This window comes from Edaphobacter sp. 4G125 (assembly GCF_014274685.1).
Lineage (GTDB): Bacteria > Acidobacteriota > Terriglobia > Terriglobales > Acidobacteriaceae > Edaphobacter.
In genome coordinates, this window is the sequence record NZ_CP060393.1 from 1,517,524 (window position 1) to 1,535,723 (window position 18,200).

General features: G+C 55.4%; 15 protein-coding genes. 10 read left to right on the forward strand and 5 right to left on the reverse strand.

All coding sequences use genetic code 11. The annotated features are described in order from the left end of the window. Positions 1-135 precede the first annotated feature (135 nt). A complete protein-coding gene (locus H7846_RS06245) occupies positions 136-393 on the forward strand; it encodes a GlsB/YeaQ/YmgE family stress response membrane protein (RefSeq protein WP_186695627.1) in 258 nt (85 codons plus the stop codon). 50 nt (positions 394-443) lie between these two features. Here H7846_RS06245 and H7846_RS06250 read toward each other — a convergent pair whose 3' ends face one another. Then, positions 444-2,789 carry a sensor domain-containing protein gene (locus tag H7846_RS06250; RefSeq protein WP_186695628.1) on the reverse strand — a complete coding sequence of 782 codons (2,346 nt, stop codon included), beginning with the start codon at positions 2,787-2,789 and terminating at the stop codon, positions 444-446. Between the two features lie 327 nt (positions 2,790-3,116). Between H7846_RS06250 and H7846_RS06255 the strand changes: the two genes are divergently transcribed. The 4 genes from H7846_RS06255 (at position 3,117) to pyk (ending at position 7,391) form a co-directional block, all read left to right on the forward strand. Continuing rightward, positions 3,117-4,241, forward strand: coding sequence for a VWA domain-containing protein (locus tag H7846_RS06255; RefSeq protein ID WP_186695629.1), 1,125 nt, complete (start codon positions 3,117-3,119; stop codon positions 4,239-4,241). Between the two features lie 83 nt (positions 4,242-4,324). Further along, entirely contained in the window at positions 4,325-4,813 is a 489-nt protein-coding gene (locus tag H7846_RS06260; protein ID WP_186695630.1) for a thioredoxin family protein, read from the forward strand. A 43-nt stretch (positions 4,814-4,856) separates the two neighbouring features. Beyond that, on the forward strand, positions 4,857-5,717 hold the full coding sequence (locus tag H7846_RS06265) for a YihY/virulence factor BrkB family protein (RefSeq protein ID WP_255460882.1): 861 nt from the start codon (positions 4,857-4,859) through the stop codon (positions 5,715-5,717). Between the two features lie 114 nt (positions 5,718-5,831). Beyond that, a complete protein-coding gene (pyk, locus tag H7846_RS06270) occupies positions 5,832-7,391 on the forward strand; it encodes a pyruvate kinase (RefSeq protein ID WP_186695632.1) in 1,560 nt (519 codons plus the stop codon). Positions 7,392-7,459: 68 nt separating this feature from the next. On the opposite strand, the gene H7846_RS06275 is transcribed toward pyk, so the two are convergent. Together H7846_RS06275 and H7846_RS06280 are read right to left on the reverse strand one after the other, a co-directional pair. Next, positions 7,460-8,488, reverse strand: a complete 1,029-nt coding sequence (locus tag H7846_RS06275) for a DUF6807 domain-containing protein (protein WP_186695633.1) — start codon at positions 8,486-8,488, stop codon at positions 7,460-7,462. After that, entirely contained in the window at positions 8,481-9,830 is a 1,350-nt protein-coding gene (locus H7846_RS06280) for a Gfo/Idh/MocA family protein (RefSeq protein WP_186695634.1), read from the reverse strand. Before H7846_RS06280 ends, H7846_RS06275 begins: the two co-directional genes overlap by 8 nt. Positions 9,831-10,152: 322 nt before the next feature. On the opposite strand from H7846_RS06280, the gene H7846_RS06285 reads away from it, so the two are divergent. Next, positions 10,153-10,686 (forward strand): PEP-CTERM sorting domain-containing protein, encoded by a 534-nt coding sequence (locus H7846_RS06285; RefSeq protein ID WP_186695635.1) that lies wholly within the window; start codon positions 10,153-10,155, stop codon positions 10,684-10,686. 61 nt (positions 10,687-10,747) lie between these two features. Here H7846_RS06285 and H7846_RS06290 read toward each other — a convergent pair whose 3' ends face one another. Next, on the reverse strand, positions 10,748-11,287 hold the full coding sequence (locus tag H7846_RS06290) for a methyltransferase family protein (RefSeq protein WP_186695636.1): 540 nt from the start codon (positions 11,285-11,287) through the stop codon (positions 10,748-10,750). Between the two features lie 254 nt (positions 11,288-11,541). Here H7846_RS06290 and mutL point away from each other — a divergent pair, with 254 nt between their 5' ends. After that, positions 11,542-13,503: a DNA mismatch repair endonuclease MutL gene (gene mutL, locus H7846_RS06295; RefSeq protein WP_186696217.1), complete on the forward strand. Its 1,962-nt coding sequence runs from the start codon at positions 11,542-11,544 to the stop codon at positions 13,501-13,503. A gap of 17 nt (positions 13,504-13,520) precedes the next feature. Here the strand turns inward: mutL and H7846_RS06300 are convergent, their stop codons facing one another. Continuing rightward, positions 13,521-14,303 (reverse strand): hypothetical protein, encoded by a 783-nt coding sequence (locus H7846_RS06300; protein WP_186695637.1) that lies wholly within the window; start codon positions 14,301-14,303, stop codon positions 13,521-13,523. Positions 14,304-14,582: 279 nt separating this feature from the next. Between H7846_RS06300 and H7846_RS06305 the strand changes: the two genes are divergently transcribed. The 3 genes from H7846_RS06305 to H7846_RS06315 all read left to right on the forward strand — a co-directional run bounded on the left by H7846_RS06305 (position 14,583) and on the right by H7846_RS06315 (position 18,018). Next, positions 14,583-16,721 carry a hypothetical protein gene (locus H7846_RS06305; RefSeq protein WP_186695638.1) on the forward strand — a complete coding sequence of 713 codons (2,139 nt, stop codon included), beginning with the start codon at positions 14,583-14,585 and terminating at the stop codon, positions 16,719-16,721. Positions 16,722-16,785: 64 nt separating this feature from the next. Further along, entirely contained in the window at positions 16,786-17,586 is an 801-nt protein-coding gene (gene cmk, locus H7846_RS06310; protein ID WP_186695639.1) for a (d)CMP kinase, read from the forward strand. Positions 17,587-17,817: 231 nt separating this feature from the next. Then, positions 17,818-18,018: a cold-shock protein gene (locus H7846_RS06315; protein ID WP_022845525.1), complete on the forward strand. Its 201-nt coding sequence runs from the start codon at positions 17,818-17,820 to the stop codon at positions 18,016-18,018. The last annotated feature ends 182 nt before the right edge of the window (positions 18,019-18,200 follow it).

The window sequence follows — 18,200 nt, forward strand, 5'->3', positions numbered from 1 at the left end:
TGGGGAAGAAAGAAGAAGCATCGAGCCGCCTACAAACAATTCAGGAGCAATCTTTACGGGGTTGGAGTATGCTGGTGCGCACCACGGGGTTGTCCGGGCCCCTGACCTCGTAAATCGAGTTCTGGAGGAGTACCTATGTTTAGCCTGCTTTGGACCGCGATTATCGGATTAGTCGTTGGTGCACTTGCCAAGTTGATCATGCCGGGGAAAGATCCTGGAGGGATCCTGGTGACGATGATCCTGGGAATTGCCGGTTCGTTCCTGGGAACTTTTCTAGGGCGTCTGGTGGGGCATTACCAGGAAGGTCAGTCGGCGGGTTTCATCATGTCGCTGATTGGAGCCATCATTTTGCTGGCGATCTATCACTTTTTCAAGCGACGGAGCGTCGCATAAAGAACCGGTGGGGTCCTGCTCCACGGGTGTAGAAGCGATCTCATGATCGACTAAATATTCTGCATGACATCGATGCTGCCGTGCATGTGTACGGCGGCAGCCAGTTCCTTTGCGGGCACAGGGAAGCCAAGGTAGTTTCCTTGCGCTTCATCGCACTTTCGTCGGATGAGGAAGCGAAGCTGTTCTTCCGTTTCGACGCCCTCAGCGACGACGCGGATCGCAAGGCCATGCGACATTGCGATGATGGTTCTGACGACAGCCGCAGCATTCGGATCGATCTCGGCCTGCTTGACGAAGCTCTGATCGATCTTAAGGCGATCGACCTGGTACTGCAGAAGATACGAGAAGCTACAGAAGCCTGTGCCGAAGTCGTCGATTGAGATGCGGGCCCCCAACTCGCGGATGCGTTGCAGCTTTTCGAGGTTGTTGCTGGAGTTGACCATCAGGATGTTCTCCGTGATTTCGATCTCCAGACAGCGCGCAGGAAGTCCGCTCACAGCGAGCGCATGTTCGATCATCTGCACCAGGTCACGCTGCTGAAACTGCCGCGGCGAGAGATTGACGGAGATGGTCAGATCGGTGCCAAGCTCGTCCTGTAGCGCCTTGCCTTCGCGACAGGCGGTCATAAAGACCCATTCTCCGATGCTGAGAATTAGCCCTGTCTCCTCTGCAAGAGGAATGAACTGTCCAGGGGAAACGTTGCCCAGCTTCGGATGACGCCAGCGCAGCAGGGCCTCTACGCCCGTGATAAGCCCGGTCGAGAGCGAGATCTGTGGCTGGTAGTTCAGAGAGAGTTCGTCGTTGGTTAGGGCATGACGAAGAGCGTGTTCCAACGAGAGACGATCGGCGGTCTCTTTCAGCATATCCTCGCTGAAGATCTGGTATTGGTTTCTGCCATTCTCCTTTGCGGCGTACATGGCGGAATCCGCCCGTTTTAGAAGGTGCTTGGCGTCGGCGGCAAAATCAGGATAGATGCAGACCCCGATACTCATGGTGACGTTCAACAGGTGCTCATCGACACGGATCTCCGGCGACATTCTGGAGATGAGGTTCATGGCGCAGTGCTCGACATCCGCGACGGTAGTGATGTCCGGCATAACGACGACAAACTCATCGCCCCCCACACGAGCCACAATGTCGGTACCGCGAACGGACCGGCGGAGGCGCGAGGCTGTTTCGACGAGGATCTGGTCCCCCGAGGTATGGCCCAAAGAGTCGTTGATTCGTTTGAACTGATCGATATCGATGACGAAGGCTGCGACCTTGGTCCCATAACGCCGCGCTCGCTCCACAGCCTCGACCGTCTTATCACGGAGCAAGGCGCGACCGACCAATCCGGTCAACTGGTCGTGGGTTGCCAGGTGCGTGACGTACTGCAGCATCTGACGGCGCTCGGCGATATCAACGGCGATACCGACAAACCCGCTGACGTCGCCCGTATCGGAGGTTACGGCACGCATAGCCAGGGTGATGGGAGTACGGCTACCATCACGCTTCACCAGCGTCCACTCCTTCTCCTCCATCTCGCCGGCGAGTGCACCTGCGGAAAGAACCTCAAAGCCATTGAGATCCATCGTGTCATCGGTTGCTGCCGAATTTCTGGCTGCTGCCGCTAACTCGCGTTCATCGTGCAGGGTTGTCAGAGAAGCCTTGTGCACCAGCTCGTCGCGACTGTAGCCCGTAAGCTTCTCGGCTGCGACGTTCATCGCTGTAATCGTTCCCTGGACATCGGTGGCGACGATGCTGAAGGGAGCATTCTGAAATACGGATTCAGTGAACTCTACGAGTTGTTCGTACTGGGCTTGGGTGGCCTTTGCGATGCTGATGTCGCTGCATGTGACCGCAAGCCGATCTCCCAGTTTGACGACCTTGTAACGAATCCATGTGACCTGTAATAGGTTTCCTTCGGGTGCCGGGTATTCCTGGTCCAGTGGAACGCCGGTTTCGATCACTTCGCAATACCGTTCGAACCGTTCCAGTAGCTTTGCATCGATGTTGGATTCGCGGAGGTTCTTTCCGATCAGTTCCGTGCGAGACCTTCCGATGAGCTTCTCCATCATCTCGTTCAGATATTCGATGCGGAAGTCGGTAATTTGCCCGGAGGCAGAACGAACCGTTTCAAGGATCGAAAGTCCGTCGAGGCTGGCTTCAGCGGCCGCAATAAATCTGGATTGAGTCTGTTCGAGCTGTCGAATCAGTTCTTTATGCTTGCGCTCGCGATAAAAAGATAAGATCGCGAAGAAGATACTAAAGGCAGCAATCACCCCTGCTGCAAATTCGAGGAGAACCGCGCCTTCGACGCGCGAAAATCCTCCGGCGATCATGCAAACGGGAAGCACAGAGAGACTCGACTTCCAGGTCCGCGGTTGCGAAAGGGCAAGCACCCGATGCTTCAAGAAATTACTCCGGAAAATAGCGCATTTGATGGACAGCAATGCTATGCAATAGCGTAAACCGGTTTCCACTGCTTTTCTTCAATGATGCAAAGTAGCATCTACGCTTTCGTTTTGAAACATGTTTCGAAAGAAAATCATCTACCCGTATTGATTCCGGTGGGTCAACCTATCTTTTTTGTTGGAGATCGGGGTGCTTTGGCGATGAATTTCTACGGCATTTGCCCTGTGATTCGTTACTAAAGTCTATAGACTGATGGTCAAATTTGTCCTGATCGGATTGCACACATTACTCCGAAACACTCGATATGAAAGCCGGGTTATAGAAGCATGATCCATAAGGCTGCATTTGTTCTGTTATTTTTGGTTGGTATTTTTCCTCTCCCCGCCGTGATTGCGCAACAGGCTGGCGCAGACATTGCCAAAACTGCTGCGGATCTCTCTGTTGACGCCCGTCTGGTCAATCTTCCTGTCGTGGTACGGGACAAAAAGGGCGTTCTGGTTCAAAACCTTACCAAAGCGGACTTTAGCCTTCAGGTCGACGGTCATCCACAGGTCATCCGTTACTTCGATATCGATACGGATCTTCCTTTGACACTCGGGTTGCTGGTCGATACAAGTCTTAGTCAGCGCTCGGTCATTGATGAGGAACGCGATGCCAGCAGCTCATTTCTTGACGAGATGCTCAAAAAGCCAAAGGATCAGGCGTTCGTCATTCAGTTTGCCCGGCAGGTTGAACTTCTCGGAGATCTGACCAATTCGCGTCCCAAGATTCAGGCTGCGCTGAAACAGATCGATACTCCATCTCCAAATTCACGAGCTTCATCCGATCCGGATAGTGATAACAGTTCTGGAGATCGCGGCGGCGCGAGGCGTTCTCATGCCGGAGGAACGGCACTTTACGATGCGGTCTTTCTCGCTTCCGATGAGTTGATGGAGAAGCAAAAGGGACGTAAGGCCCTCATCATCTTGTCAGATGGTGTTGATCGCGGCAGCAAAGAAACCTTGAACAAAGCGCTGGAAAGCGCACAACGCGCCGACACAATCATCTATGCCATTTACTTCAAAGGAGAACAGCCGCAGCAGCAGGATTGGGGACGTCGTGGTGGTGGAGGCATGCGTTTTCCGGGCGGAGGCGGCTATCCAGGAGGGCGGGGAGGAGGCGGGTACCCTGGAGGTGGTTCTCCATCCCCGAGAAGCGAGAACCAGGTAGACGGCAAAAAAATCCTCCGCCAGCTGTCCGAAGAGACTGGCGGCAGATTATTTGAAGTCTCGAAGAAGCAGCCTGTGGCAAAGATTTATGACCAAATCGCTGAAGAGTTGCGTGCGCAGTACCGGCTCGGCTATACGCCGGACCAGTCTGCTTCGGCAGAGGGATATCATCAGGTCGATCTGACCGCGCATCAGAAGGATCTCTATATTCAGACGCGTGACGGCTACTATATAAGCAAATAGGCATTGGACATCTTTGCGATCCTGCGGTAGCTCGGGCATCATGGAAGTTAGGTAAAACCAAGTGCCCGTCAAGGAGACTGCATATGCTCAATCGATTCCGGACGATTCCAGTTATGGCTACTGTACTGGTGAGCATGGCAACTTTTCCGGCTGCAACGCAGATGAAGACGCCTTTTGTTAAAAAGCATCTATATTCTTCGACTGCAGACCCGAAGGCCGATATCGCCGCCGCGCTGAAACAGGCAAAGGCTGAGAAGAAACGGGTCATTCTGGACTTTGGCGGTGACTGGTGTGGCGACTGCCAGGTGCTGGACATTTACATGCACGAGAGCCCGAATACGGAATTGATTGCAAAGCATTTTGTGGTTGTCCATATTGATATTGGGCGTATGGACCACAATGTTGACGTTGCGGACAAGTACAAGGTTCCAATCAAAAAGGGTGTTCCGGCGCTGGCTGTGCTCGATGCCAACGGCCGTCTGCTGTATTCGCAGCAGAACAAAGAGTTCGAGAACATGGAAAATATGAAATCGAGCGACGTAACGGCATTTTTGAGACGCTGGAAGGGCTAATCTCAACCAACGTTGTATGCTGGGGGCCACGGATCTGGACTCGGTGAGACAACTCCTGCGCATCCCCATCCTTCTTCATCGCGCTGCGTTGCGCGCGATGAAGCATGACGTTCTGAATCTTGCCCAGTCCTCAGCCTATTCGGCAATAGTGGCCTTGTTTCCCACCTTAATCATTGCGGCTGCGGTGATTGCGCTGCTGCCGGATACGGCTCCTGTTCGTTCGCAGTTGGGCGCATTCTTCGATCGCGTGCTTCCTCCAGAGGTGATCCCTATTCTGGGAAGCTACTTTACGGCCGCGCCGCACAAGAGCAAGTCGGCCCGAGTCGTGCTTCTCTCCCTTCTTGTTTCCGTTACGGGAGGTTCGAGCGTAATTGCGACCTACATGGAAGGCTTCCGGCGCGCCCATAACCTGCCTTCGGATTGCTGGACCTTCTGGGGAAGACGTGCACGAGCGTATGCTCTGGTTCCACTCTCACTCGTTCCGCTTGCGATTGCCAGTTCGCTGATTGTCTTCGGACATCTGATCACGCTCTGGCTCGCCCTGCATGTCATGCCATCGGTGCGAACCGAAGTCTACATCATGGCGATTTTCTTCCGTTGGCTGATTGCCCTCACGGGGTCCGTGGGACTCATTGCGTTGATCTACCACATGGGGACGCCGATCCGACAACCCTGGCACAGAGTTCTCCCTGGAGCCATTGCCGCCACGGCCATGTGGTTTGTGACGACGCTGGTCTTCGGCTGGTACGTCACCCGGTTTGCAAATTATTCCCAGGTTTATGGCTCTCTGGGGGCAGGAATTGCATTGCTTTTCTGGCTCTACATCGTCTCTTTAAGTGTGCTTTTTGGCGCTGAATTCAATGCGGTCTTTCTGGCAGGAGAAAGCGCTGACGTTGCATCCTGAAGCGTTTTACCCTTAAAGGCCTGCGCACGGTTAGAATGGCCAACAACAGGAAAATCATTGGTCATACCTTCGATTCCTTCGCGAAGGCCACAAAAAAGGATCCAGCAGCAAGTTATGAATACCGCGAATCCCCTGCTTAACGACGCCTACTCAACCGATAACGGGCGTCTCCGCCGCGCCAAAATTGTAGGGACTCTGGGCCCCGCCTCCAGTTCAATCGAGGTATTCCGGCAACTTGTTCGTGCCGGGTTGGATGTGGCCAGGTTGAACTTCTCTCATGGATCTCATGCGCAAAAGGCGGAACTGATCAAGATGGTTCGCCAGGTATCGCGCGAAGAAGGGAAGCCGATCTGCATCCTGGCCGACCTGCAGGGACCCAAGATTCGTACCGGCAAACTTAAGGACCACAAACCAGTTCAGTTGATCGCTGGTAAGCAACTGATTATTACTCCGCAGGAGATCGCTGGAACGGCCTCGATGGTCGGGACAACCTTTACCACTCTTGCTGAAAATCTCGAGCCCGGTTCCCGCATCCTGCTCTCCGACGGACTGATCGAGTTACGTGTCGAGCAGATCAAAGGCGGCGACGTCGTCTGCAAGATCATCAACGGCGGCGTGCTTGGCGAAAACAAAGGCATTAACCTTCCCGGAATCCCTGTAAAGGTTCCTTCGCTTACGGAGAAGGATGAGGAAGATCTGGTCTTTGCCATTGGCGAGGGTGTCGACACCATTGCAGTCTCTTTCGTGCGTACGGCTGATGATATCCGCCACGTCAAAAACCGCTTGGCGGCCCTGAAATCCAACGCGTGGATTGTCGCCAAGCTGGAGAAGCCCCAGGCTATCGAGCATCTCGACTCGATCCTGGAAGCTACGGACGCCATCATGGTGGCTCGTGGTGATCTCGGTGTCGAGGTTCCTCCGGAGAAGGTTCCGGCGATTCAGAAGCACATCATCCGTCGAGCCGCGGAGTATCGCAAGCCTGTGATCACGGCGACCCAGATGCTCGAATCGATGATCGAGAATCCTCGTCCGACCCGCGCCGAAGCCTCCGACGTCGCCAATGCGGTCTACGACGGAACCGATGCCGTGATGCTCTCGGCTGAGAGCGCTGCTGGCAAATATCCTGTCGAAGCCGTGGCTATGATGGCCAAGATCGTTGCTGAGACCGAAGAGCAAATTCATCTCGATCCTCCGGCGGATTCGCGTCACCCACGCGGGCTTCGCCTGTCTGTCGCCGAGACGATCTGCGAGTGCATGGCGCACGCCGCCGATGATCTTGACGTTGCGGCAATCGCGATCTTTACCGAGACCGGTGCGACGGCGCGCCTGCTCTCCAAGTACAGGCCCGATCCTCCGATCTATGCGCTCAGCCCCTTTGAGGAGGTCATCAATCGATCGATGCTTCTCTGGGGAACATATCCCATCCTCTGCGGCCGCTTCCACGACACAGACACTCTGGTCAATATGGCTGAGGAGATTCTCGAAAGCCGTGGGAGTGTGCAGGAACGACAGATCGTAGGTATCGTTGCCGGAACGCGTACCCGCTCCGGAGCGACCAACTTTATGCGCCTTCACATGATTGGTGATCGCGATACGGAGCCGGTAGGCGCTTCGAAAAAATCGAAGAAGCCAGCGAAGAAACCCGCAGGGAAGACCGCGAAAAAGAAACGGTAGCTTGCCTGTCTTTGTGGGCAATAGAGAAAGCCGCCTTCACAGGCGGCTTTCTCTATCTGCAAACAGTTCTACTCTGCTTCGAATGCACTCGCAGTTTTGTTCATCTCCTCAGGCGTCACGGCATGAGACGAAATCACGATGCGGTACTTGAAGGTTGCTGAAGTTCCTTTTTCAATCGTGTAATCGAACTGCGATTGCTTGGGATCAAAGATCTTCCGTCCTAGGGGATTCGCCGCAAAAAGGCCGTATCCTCGTGCGTGCCAGTATGTCGGATAGCCAGGATTGCCAGTGTGGTCGAAGATCGCAATTGTCTCGGTATGGCCATCCGGAGTGTGTCCGGTCAACTCGCACCACTTACCACGTGTCGACCAGACCGCATCGCCCTCTACACCTTCGCTGGTGCGATAGACCCCTGTCGCTCCGGCTGTATTGCCCATCACCTTGGTGGGCCGACCGCTGGCATCGGCAAAGGTGCCGCCCTTCTCGGTCGGTGATTCCAGGAAGTGGGCTACGCGGATACCGAGTACGCCCTCTTTGTCGTCGTGAAAGACGACCTTGTCGAGCGCGTGCAGCGTAACCGTCATATCAATGGTGCGTGCATCGCCCTTCTGTGAGAAGACATACTTCGTTCTCTGGTTGAAGATCTTCTCGCCCGCACCAGTCTCCCACATAGAGTCGACAATCAACTCGCCCTTGGGTCCACTCTTTGCGGAGACGACACGTTCGTGATGAATGGTGCCCATCTTTGGCCGCTGCTCCGGCTTGATGGCATCCGAATTGTTCCAGAAATCAAAGCCATTCGCGTTGCCGTAGTTGAACCACAAGCCAGCATGGTGCGGATGGTCCACACGTTCGGTTTCGCGCGGAGCTAATGGATACCCCCGCGTTACCGTCACGCCATCGGAAGCAACCAGCGGAAATAGAACTGGCTTCTTCAGCGTCGATGGCCACATATACGAGGTGAAGGGTTTGCCGCCGATGGTCACATCGACGCGCTGGTGCGCGTCATCTGTGACCACCTTGACTGTGTTATCTGCCGCCATTGCCACCTGCAAACTGCCAATTGCCAGTAAAGACCCGAGAAGCAGACTACGCATAGACCTTGCCTCCAGCCAGAATCTGCTCTGTCTTCGGATCGAAGGTGACGCGTTGGCCGGTCTGGATCGCCGCGACGTTCATGCACAGTGCAACGGAGTGGCTGTATCCGGCATCGACGTGCGCATTCGGCTGCTTGCGCGAGCGAACGCACTCCATCCAGTTCCGCATGTTTGCTGAGGTCTGCTTGTCGACTCCGGTGTTCGCCGCGGTGGAGGTCGCTTCAGCCTCGCCCAGTGAATAAGTGCCCAGCAGGTCTTCCTTCATGCCCATCTCAGCGGCAGCCCTTGCGGTCAGACCGCCAGTGGAGTTCACAATTTGCTTGTCCATATCCAGAGAACCACCATTGGAGTAGTAGATTTCCTTCACTCCTCCTGCGGAGTTCGTCTGACGCGAAGAGTAGAGCACCTGGAAGCCCTTGCTCGGATCATCAAACGGGCCGTAGTCGAAGACTGCCGTCATCGTGTCCCAGTTTCGGCGGCCATCATGCCACTGGTAGATTCCGCCATTGGCGACGACGCTGCGCGGAGCCTTCAGTCCTGTAAACCAGTGCACGGTATCGATCTGGTGCACCAGCCACTGATCAGGAATTCCCGAGGAGTAAGGCCAGAAGAGACGGAACTCCAGATACTTCCGAGCATCGAAGGGTTCGTAGGGCTGGTCCATCAGATAGCGCTTCCAGTCCGTGTCTTGCTCCTTCAGCAGCGGCACGACATCGGGCCTGCGCCAGCGGCCAGGCTGGTTCACGTTCCAGGTCATCTCCACCATGTTGATCTCGCCAAACTTACCCGACTGGATGTACTCGTAGGCCCTTTGATAGCTTGGCGTCGAGCGGCGCTGTGTGCCGATCTGAACGACCTGTTTACTGGCGTGGACCGCCGCACGGATGGCCCGGGCATCCTTCATGGTGTGGGCCAGCGGCTTTTCGACGTAGGCATCGCGTCCGGCCTTGACCGCTTCGACGCCATGTTTGGCGTGCTGAAAGTCGGCGGTAGCGATGAGTACCGCATCGACGTCCTTGCGGGCATACAGTTCATCGTTATTCTTCACGGTGTCGACCTTGCCACCGCCCTTCTTCTCGATATAAGCGACACCCTCTTCACGACGGCGATTCCAAAGGTCCGAAATAGCGACAAACTCAAAGTTCAGCTCCTTGCTGTGCTGCAGGAAGGAGGGAATCAGGGAACTTTTCATCCTGTCGCCGCAGCCCACCACGGCGGTCCGTACACGGTCGTTGGCGCCCACAATCTTGGCGTAGCTGGTTGCGTTCCACGTTGCAACCGTTCCGGCTACCGCCGCTCCCATCTTCACGAACTCCCTGCGGTTCGTCCTCTCGAGTGTCATTCGATCGCTCCTTATCTCCGTTGTTGGAGAAAATGCCTGTTTTTTGATGCCAGCGAAGTGTACAGAAAACTTAAGAGGTCTGGCCACTTTTATCCGAAAAGGACAGACAGACTCTCGAAAAGATGGAGTTGCCATAACGTTTCCCTTGAGAGGCGCAGAAAAGGGAAAAACATTTCCTTTTTAGTGGCTTTGAACGGCCAAATAACCAAAAAGAAGGTTTTTGAGGAGGGTTTCCGGCCAAAAATGAAGTTGCAGAGTTTGGCACACAAGATGCTTACAGGTAAGGCGTAACGAAAAATTCCCCTCTCCCGGCGGACAAAAAATGCGTTTTTTCAAGGCTCTGGCTCTTTCTGTGGTTGCTCTGGTTCTCTCGGCTTCAGCACTTCGTGCAGATACCGTTACCTATAACCTCACCCTGACCCCGTATGCGGGCTCGATCTATGGCGGAACCGGAACCCTGACTCTGGAGGGTGCTCCTTCGGCGACCGGCATTTCGGACTATACCGTTGCGGCTGGCAATCTCGATGATGTCACCTTCAACATTGGCGGTCAGACCTTCACACTCGCAGGAGCGGACGGAAACACCCTTGTCCGCTTTCTCGATGGCCAGTTGAACGACATCACTTTTTCCGAGATGATCGGGGCCTCGCCCTATCGCTTTACCTTCCACTCGACCAGCGGATATGCCTTCTATTACAACGACAACCAGGCGGCGTCCTACGGTAGCTTCACCGCTTCGCTAGCGCCTTCTACCTCGCCGGTACCCGAGCCTCAGTCCCTCGCCCTCTTTGCAACTGGACTTCTCGGCGGTGCCGGAGTGCTGGGCCGCCGTTTCCGCTCTGTCAAAAGCAACTAAGTTTGAACGTACTTGTTCTGCGAGCCTCGACCCGTTCTATGGGGTCGAGGCATTTTTTTGATCAGCGCAGGAAGGGAAGATAAGCCGGAGTCGAGAGTTTGTATTGACGGAAGCTGTCCCCAAACCGCTCCTCCAGCAGACGATCTTCAATCCGGACTCGGATTTCGGTCCCGGCCAAGAAAATCATGGTGGCAATCACAAGGAGCAGCGTCGGCGCTGTTATGAATCCGATGGCCCACAGCACGCATAGCATGGATGTGTAGATCGGATGACGAACGATCCGATAGGGACCGTTGCGAATCAACTCATGCTCGACGCCGATGGCAGCATCGAGGCGAAACTGCTTTCCCAGAGTGCGGGTTGCGGTCCAGGAGAGCAGGGCAGCGAGCAGAAAAAATGCTATGGCGATCCCGATCCGCCATGAAGGACGTGGTTCGCTCCAGTAGCCGCCTGCAGCGACGAGCCCAATGCCGACGAACTCGAGCAGTATCCCCCAGCGCGCCTGTCGATCCACCGAAGCCAGATTACTCGAGCCCTGCTTCGCGATAAGAAAGGGGGCGAACCACAGGGCGACTCCTCCAGCAACAAACAATCCGAGCATAGACCTACCATGCTACCGCCGCCTTAGTGCCGCTTGAAGTACTGGATCTCCCGTTCGTGTTGTTCGGCCTTCTCGCGTGTTGAAAAGGTCCCGAGATTCTTCCGCTTTTTGGTCCTCGGATCGACATGCCGGGAATAAATCCTGAACTCTCCGCTCTTCAGTTTGCGAATCATCTCTTTTCACCTCTCTCTTATGAGATGCGTTGCAGTTTCGGCTCTGTTTTCCGCATCGCGCCCTCGCCATACAATCGAGAGATGGGCCGCATCCGCATCCTCTCTGACCAGGTGGCAAACCAGATCGCCGCCGGCGAAGTCGTCGAGCGTCCGGCCTCTGTCGTCAAGGAGTTGCTGGAAAACTCGCTCGATGCTGGAGCCACACGCCTTCGCATTGAAATCGAGGGCGGCGGCCGCAAACTCATCCGCATCGCCGACAATGGCCACGGCATGATGGCTGACGACGCTCTGCTCGCCTTCGAGCGCCACGCTACCTCGAAGCTCCGTACCTCGGATGATCTGCTCTCCATCGCCACGCTTGGATTCCGTGGCGAAGCCCTGCCTTCTATCGCTTCCGTCTCTCGTCTTACGCTCGAGACCCGTGCCGCCGAGGAGGACTCCGGCACCATGATCGAGATCGCCGGAGGCAACATTCTTCGCGTGGAACCCGCAGGTCTGCCGGTTGGAACGACGATCACGATTCGCGACCTCTTCTTCAACACTCCTGCACGGCGCAAATTTCTTCGCTCTGAGCAGACCGAGCTCTCACATATTGCCGCGCTGGTTACTCACTATGCTCTAGCGAATCCTGCGAAGCACTTTGAGCTGCACTCCGCCACGCAATCTCTTCTCACTGCGCCGATCGCCGCAACCAATGCCGACCGCCTCTTCCAGATCTTTGGTAAGGAAACCAGCTCGCACATGATTCCCGTTGTGGCTGAGATCGATTTTGCCCGTGCAGGCATTCCCGAGCCACCTCCCTGGAAGCGTGAAGCAGACTATGAGCCGCCTGCGCCCGGTTTCCTTCGTTTCTCCGGCTTTGTTGCGAAGCCCGAGCTGCAGAAGCTCAATCGCAACTCGATCTACATCTTCGTCAATGGACGTCTCATTCGTGATCGCCTTATTCTGCACGCGCTCACCGAGGCCTACCGGAACATCATTCCGCCGACCTCTTATCCCGTTGTGCTGCTCTTTCTCGAGATGCCGCCGCAGGAGGTCGATGTCAACGTACATCCTGCCAAGACTGAGGTTCGTTTTCGTCAGTCTGCGTTTATTCATGACTTTGTTCGCGATACTATTCGAACCGCGTTGATGCATGCTCGTCCGGCAGCCAACTTCCTTCAGGCGCTTCACAACTCTCCGGTCGCCAGTGCTTCGCTGCTCGTGGATGTCAGTCCGCTTCCCGGTGGTTCAGACCAGCAAGGACTAGCCCAACCCACCTTCGATCCACAGTTTCCAGCAACGGGATTCGGCTCCGAGCCCGCTCCGACCTCAACGGATGTAGCCGCTTTTACCCTGGAGTCAGCCGCGGTTCCACCCTCACCCGGTCGACTTAGCTTCAACGAAGGTTCAATCCCCGTCGGTTACGACGAGTCCTCATCCATCCCGCTCGAACCAGAGGGCGAAGCCCGCACCCTCAATGCTCTCGCCACACTCAGACCTCTCGGACAGCTTCAAGACTCCTTCATTCTTGCTGTCAACGAGGAAGGACTTTGGATCGTCGATCAACACGTTGCGCACGAGCGCGTTCTCTTCGAGAAGATCCTTCGCGAGCGCGAGGTGGAAAAGGTGCAGCGCCAGCGCCTGCTGATGCCCATGCTTGTCGATCTTCTCCCTGGACAGATGATTGCTTTCGCTCGTCTTACCGAGGAGTTGGAGCGCAATGGCTTCGAGGCCGAACCCTTCGGTCCGCAGACCATCGCCATCAAAGCTGCTCCCGTCGGTCTCGAAGGTCGCGAGCTCGAACGCATGCTCGAAGAAGTCCTCTCCGTTCCCGAGCGGGAGCAGCAGGTTGAGAATGCAGAAGCCCGTCGCACCCGTATCGCTGCGTCGATCGCCTGTCACGCGGCCATTAAGATCAACACTCCGCTGGAGCCAGCCAAGATCAACTGGCTACTTGCCGAGTTGGCCAAGACCGACCATCCCACGAGCTGCCCTCATGGCCGTCCTATCGCCTTGCGCTACTCGCTCAAAGATATTCAGCGAGCCTTCAAACGTATTTGAGCGGACTGATTCTCTTCCTACGTTCCCGGTTGAGCGGGAATGACATTGAGGGTCAGCTTCGTTCCGCTTGCGAGTGAAATGTTGTCGCCATTCCCATCCAGCACTCCAGCGCTGTCCGGTGTTGTGGGTGCGCTCAGAATCACATTGGGTTTATTTCCAACGGCGACGCGGTCCTGCGTACTCTTCAGCATCTGCCCTGGTGTCGATTGTGCTTGAGATCCTGTGTTCGTCGACATTGCAGGAGCACTTGGAGTCGGTGCAGTCGCGCTCGTCGATCCTCCTCCCGGAGAAGCTCCACCACCTGAAGGTGCTGACATAGACCCTCCGCCCGCGGAAGGCATTGCTGCCATACCATTTGAGGCGTTCTCGGCTGGAGCCGTAACCGACGTGACGGCAGCTCGAATTGGAACCTCCTGCCCATCCTTCAAGACAGCACGATTCAGTGCCAGCACCAGGTGCGAATTCTTATCTTCTTTTGTCTTCGCCTTCACATCGACAACATTCCCAACCAGTTTGGTTCCCTTCGGGAGGTCGGTTCCGTTAGGAAGCTTAGCTTCCGTTGTTGTCTTTGCATTGACTGGATCTCCCACTTTTGCCTTTTTGCTATCAATGCTTTTCGTAAGTTCCGCCGTTAGGCTAGCAGGCTGAACTTTCAAAGCCTGTGAGGAGTCTGGGGTTGTAGCCGGAAAATTGGAACCCGTTTGCGTGGTACTTGGCGTCATTCCAGGAGAGGTTGGGGTCTGCGCTTGCAACGTGACTGCCATCACCGCGAGCGAGACAAGGAACAAAGTTTTCGTCATAGCGTCCTCCTTTCCTGGTAGCAGATGTGCTACCTGTATCCCTCCTCAGACGACACCTTGTGCAAGACCGTTGCCTCCCGCAAAACTGTCGTAAATCCGCAATTTACAAGGGTCTGGCAGCTCGGCGCATGGAATCTTGCGGTATCCTAGAAGAGACATCTTGCGGAGACGCCGTCGTTCATCGCGCTCCGCTCCTGCTGAAACCGGGAATCGTCATCCATGGCCCAGGCTTGTGGATTTGCCATTGCGCTGAAGTAGCGCGGGCAGGAAGGCTTTATTTTGAATACGTCCATTGTTCCCACCGCAAGTCAGCTTGCCGCGACGCGCCTCGTCCATTGGCATCACGACGCGCAGCCGCTTCTTACCCTCGATCTTCTGCGAGAGTGGGTTAACACCTGTGGACTTGTTCTTTACACGCCGCGCCCGCATCTTGCGGCCCCTGCGCCGACCTTTGTAGAAGCCGTACTCGGTTCTGCGAATCCTTCACCTGCGCTTCAGGACCTGGAGCAGCCACGCATTCTTCTTGCTCGCCTGATTGCAGAAGGTTCGGTCATTCCGCTGCATCTGTCTGGTTCTCCTACAGGAGCAGGTACCGAAACCCCGGACTTCCTGGCCTCTCCTGCTGTTCTGTCTTACATCTTTACCTTGCGGGGCGATAAGGCATGGAAGCAGCCACCCGTCACCAGTGGAGCAGCCAAGGTCTCTCCTCTTGCGCTGGCCACCTACAATATTCTCGCTTCGAAGGGCCGTCTTACCGTGACCGAGCTCGCCAGCGAACTCGCCAATGAGGTGACCGAGGCCGCGACTCTTCGTGCCCTGACTGAGCTGTGGGGACATCTTCGTGTTCTTCCTGTCCTGCAGGCCGATGGAAGCGCCACGCTCTGGGAGCTTACAACCACCCGTCATTCTCGACAGATCAAGGCTGGCGCCAATGCTGGTGTACCCACTGCTCTCTCTGCCTTGGTCTCGCTTTATATCGGCCAGGCAGTTCTTCCATTGGAAGAGGAGATGGAGACCTTCTTATCTCCTCTGTCGGCACGCTCCCGCATTCGTGAGGTCGTTCGCGCTCTCATCTCTGCCCGTCAGCTCGATTCGCTTGTCATCGACGGAAAATCGCACCTCTACATTGCAGACGAGCTTCCTGTCTTCGCTCCTGTTCCCGAGTCCGTCGTGGTTGAAGCCGGCACAGAAGCTACATCTGCTGAGGACAATGCAGGAGAGGGATCCTCGGAACGAATCTCGAAGTTTGTCTCTTCCACACGCAAGCCGTTTGAGAAGAGTGGACGGGAGAGATATGTAGCAGAGAGAAATATAAAAACAGAAAGAGATACAAATAGGCCCGATGCCGATCGTAGGCCAAGGCCATCGCGCCCTCGTGGTGATTCTGAACGAGAGCGACGCCCTTTCCGCCGCGATGGAGAACGTCGTCCTGTCGAGCGCTCCGGCGGAGATCGTCCCGCGCGTCCGAGTTTTACCCGTCCATGGGACGAAGAAAAGCGCGACCGCCCCGCTCGCCGTCCATACTCGCGCGAAGACCGTACCGGCGACGACTCCAGACCTGCCAGACCTCGCTTCGATCGCGAAGACAAACGTCCCTCGTTCGGCTCGCGTCCGTTTTCAGGTAGGCCGTCTGGCGATAAATTTTCAAGCAGACCCTCTGGAGATAAGGTCTCAGGTAGATCCTTTGGCGATAAAGAACGCCGTGACTTCAAAGGGAAGCCTTCTTTTCGTCGCGATGAGCAGGACCGTCCATCGCGCCCACCGCGTGACTTCTCCGGCAAGCCCTCCTTCCGTCGCAATGAGGACCGTCCGTCGCGTCCGCCGCGCGATTTCTCTGGCAAGCCTTCTTTCCGCCGCGATGAACAGGATCGTCCGCAGCGGCCACGTCGCGACTTTTCGGACCGTCCACCACGTCCGTCGCGCGACTTCTCCGACAAGCCCCGATTCTCCCGTGAGCGTGATGGAGCAGGGAGCAACGAGCAGGGCAGGCGTTCTGCTCCCCCTTTCCGCAAGTTCGATGCGCCGCGCGAAGGTTTCCGCAAACCGCGTCCGGAAGGGCAGAAATTTGATCGTGCCGCAGAGACAGAAGGTTCTGAGGCACGTCCGCGCCGCAACTTTGGACCGAAGAAGCCTTTTTCTTCGGAGAAATCTTTTGGAGGCAAAAAATCCTTCGGTCCGAAGAAGAGCTTTGGAGGTGGAAGGTCGGAGCGTCCTTCAGGAGAGTTCAAGCGTTCCAGCTCCGGCGGGTCGAAGTTCGCAAAGAAGTCATTTGGCAAACCGGGCGGGCGATTTGCCAAGAAAACCGATGGAGCGCCTTCTGCGAACCGTGGTCCCTTCGACAAATTCAAAGGCAATCAAAAACCTTTTAAAAAGCGTTCAGCTCCACCGCATAAAGGCAAGAAAAATCGCGAGGAGTAGCTTTCTGGGAACCCCGTCAACTTCCTTGTCGCGTATCGAAAATCAAGGTTTAAGATAAGCCCGAATGAGTGAGAGCAGTCACGCAGTTTCAGATTTGGCCAGCACTCCCGCCAGCCGCCGTGCGCGTCCGGTCATTGCTATTGACGGTCCTGCCGGCGCGGGAAAAAGTACGCTTGCCGCTTATCTCGCGCGTCGTTTTGGATTTCTCAATCTTGAAACAGGTGCCATGTATCGTGCACTCGCTCTCAAAGCCATTCAAAATGATCTTGCTTTCGACGAAGAGCAACCTCTTCTTGATCTTGCCGCTTATACGCGCATTCAGCTGGAACCCCAACTGGAAGGCAACCGCGTTCTGCTCGATGGCATGGATGTTTCCCGTCGTATCCGCGATACCGATGTAACGGCCGCGGCCTCGCGTGTCTCGGTTCATCCGCGCCTTCGCTCTTGGATGGTGGAGCAGCAACGCGCCCTGGGCGCCCAGGGTGGAGTGGTGATGGAAGGCAGAGATATCGGAACAGCGGTTTTTCCCGACGCCGAGGTCAAGATCTTTCTCGATGCCTCTCCGGAGGTCCGGGGAGACCGCCGTTATCGCCAGGTCTCGCTTCCGCCCTTTCCAGATCGCGATGATCCTGAAGACGTGCCTGTTACCAAGCCTACGAGTGAACAGATTGCAGCCCATCAGAAAATTCTGAAGGAGCTGAAAGAACGGGATGAGCGGGATCGAAGCCGGGCCGAATCTCCCCTTCGACCTGCTTCCGATGCGGTCATTTTGGACTCGACTACGCTCTCGCTGGAACAAGTACTCGAAGAGGCCGAACAGATCGTCCGTTCGCATATCACCGACGGTAATCTGGGCAGCAAATAACTCTCCAACTCTGCAAATCATCTGGAATGAGGATCTGAGCCTCGTTTTCCTCAATGCTTGAGGTTGCCTCATGAACGGTGCAAATTCAAAAAGTTTTCTAAAAAAAGTTGTGGGATATGCTAACCTTCTCACATCGTTTGAAACAGATTGGTTTTGCAATGCTTGTCTGCGCGAATCCCCGATTTGTATCTAGCGGCAATTCTTTAGTTGGAAACGAAGGAAAGAAACAACATGGAACAGGGAACAGTGAAGTGGTTCAATGACGCAAAAGGGTTTGGCTTTATTAGCCGCCAGAACGGCGAGGACGTGTTCGTGCACTACTCGGCGATCAATTCGAGCGGTTTCAAGAGCCTCCAGGAAGGTCAGGCAGTCCAGTTCAACGTAGTTAAGGGGCCAAAGGGCTGGCAGGCTTCTGACGTTCAGCCTCTCTAAGCTACACACCGGATTGCAGTTACCGGTTTACAGAAGGGGATAGCTTCTGGCTATCCCCTTCTGTATGCACCTAAGATCTTCGAAAATCCGCTGTCAAGAGCTATTCTCTATAAACCATGTCTTATCAGCAGCTTGCTTCTGCAGATTTGTGCCGCTCAAATTGGTAAGATTAAAAGAAGAAG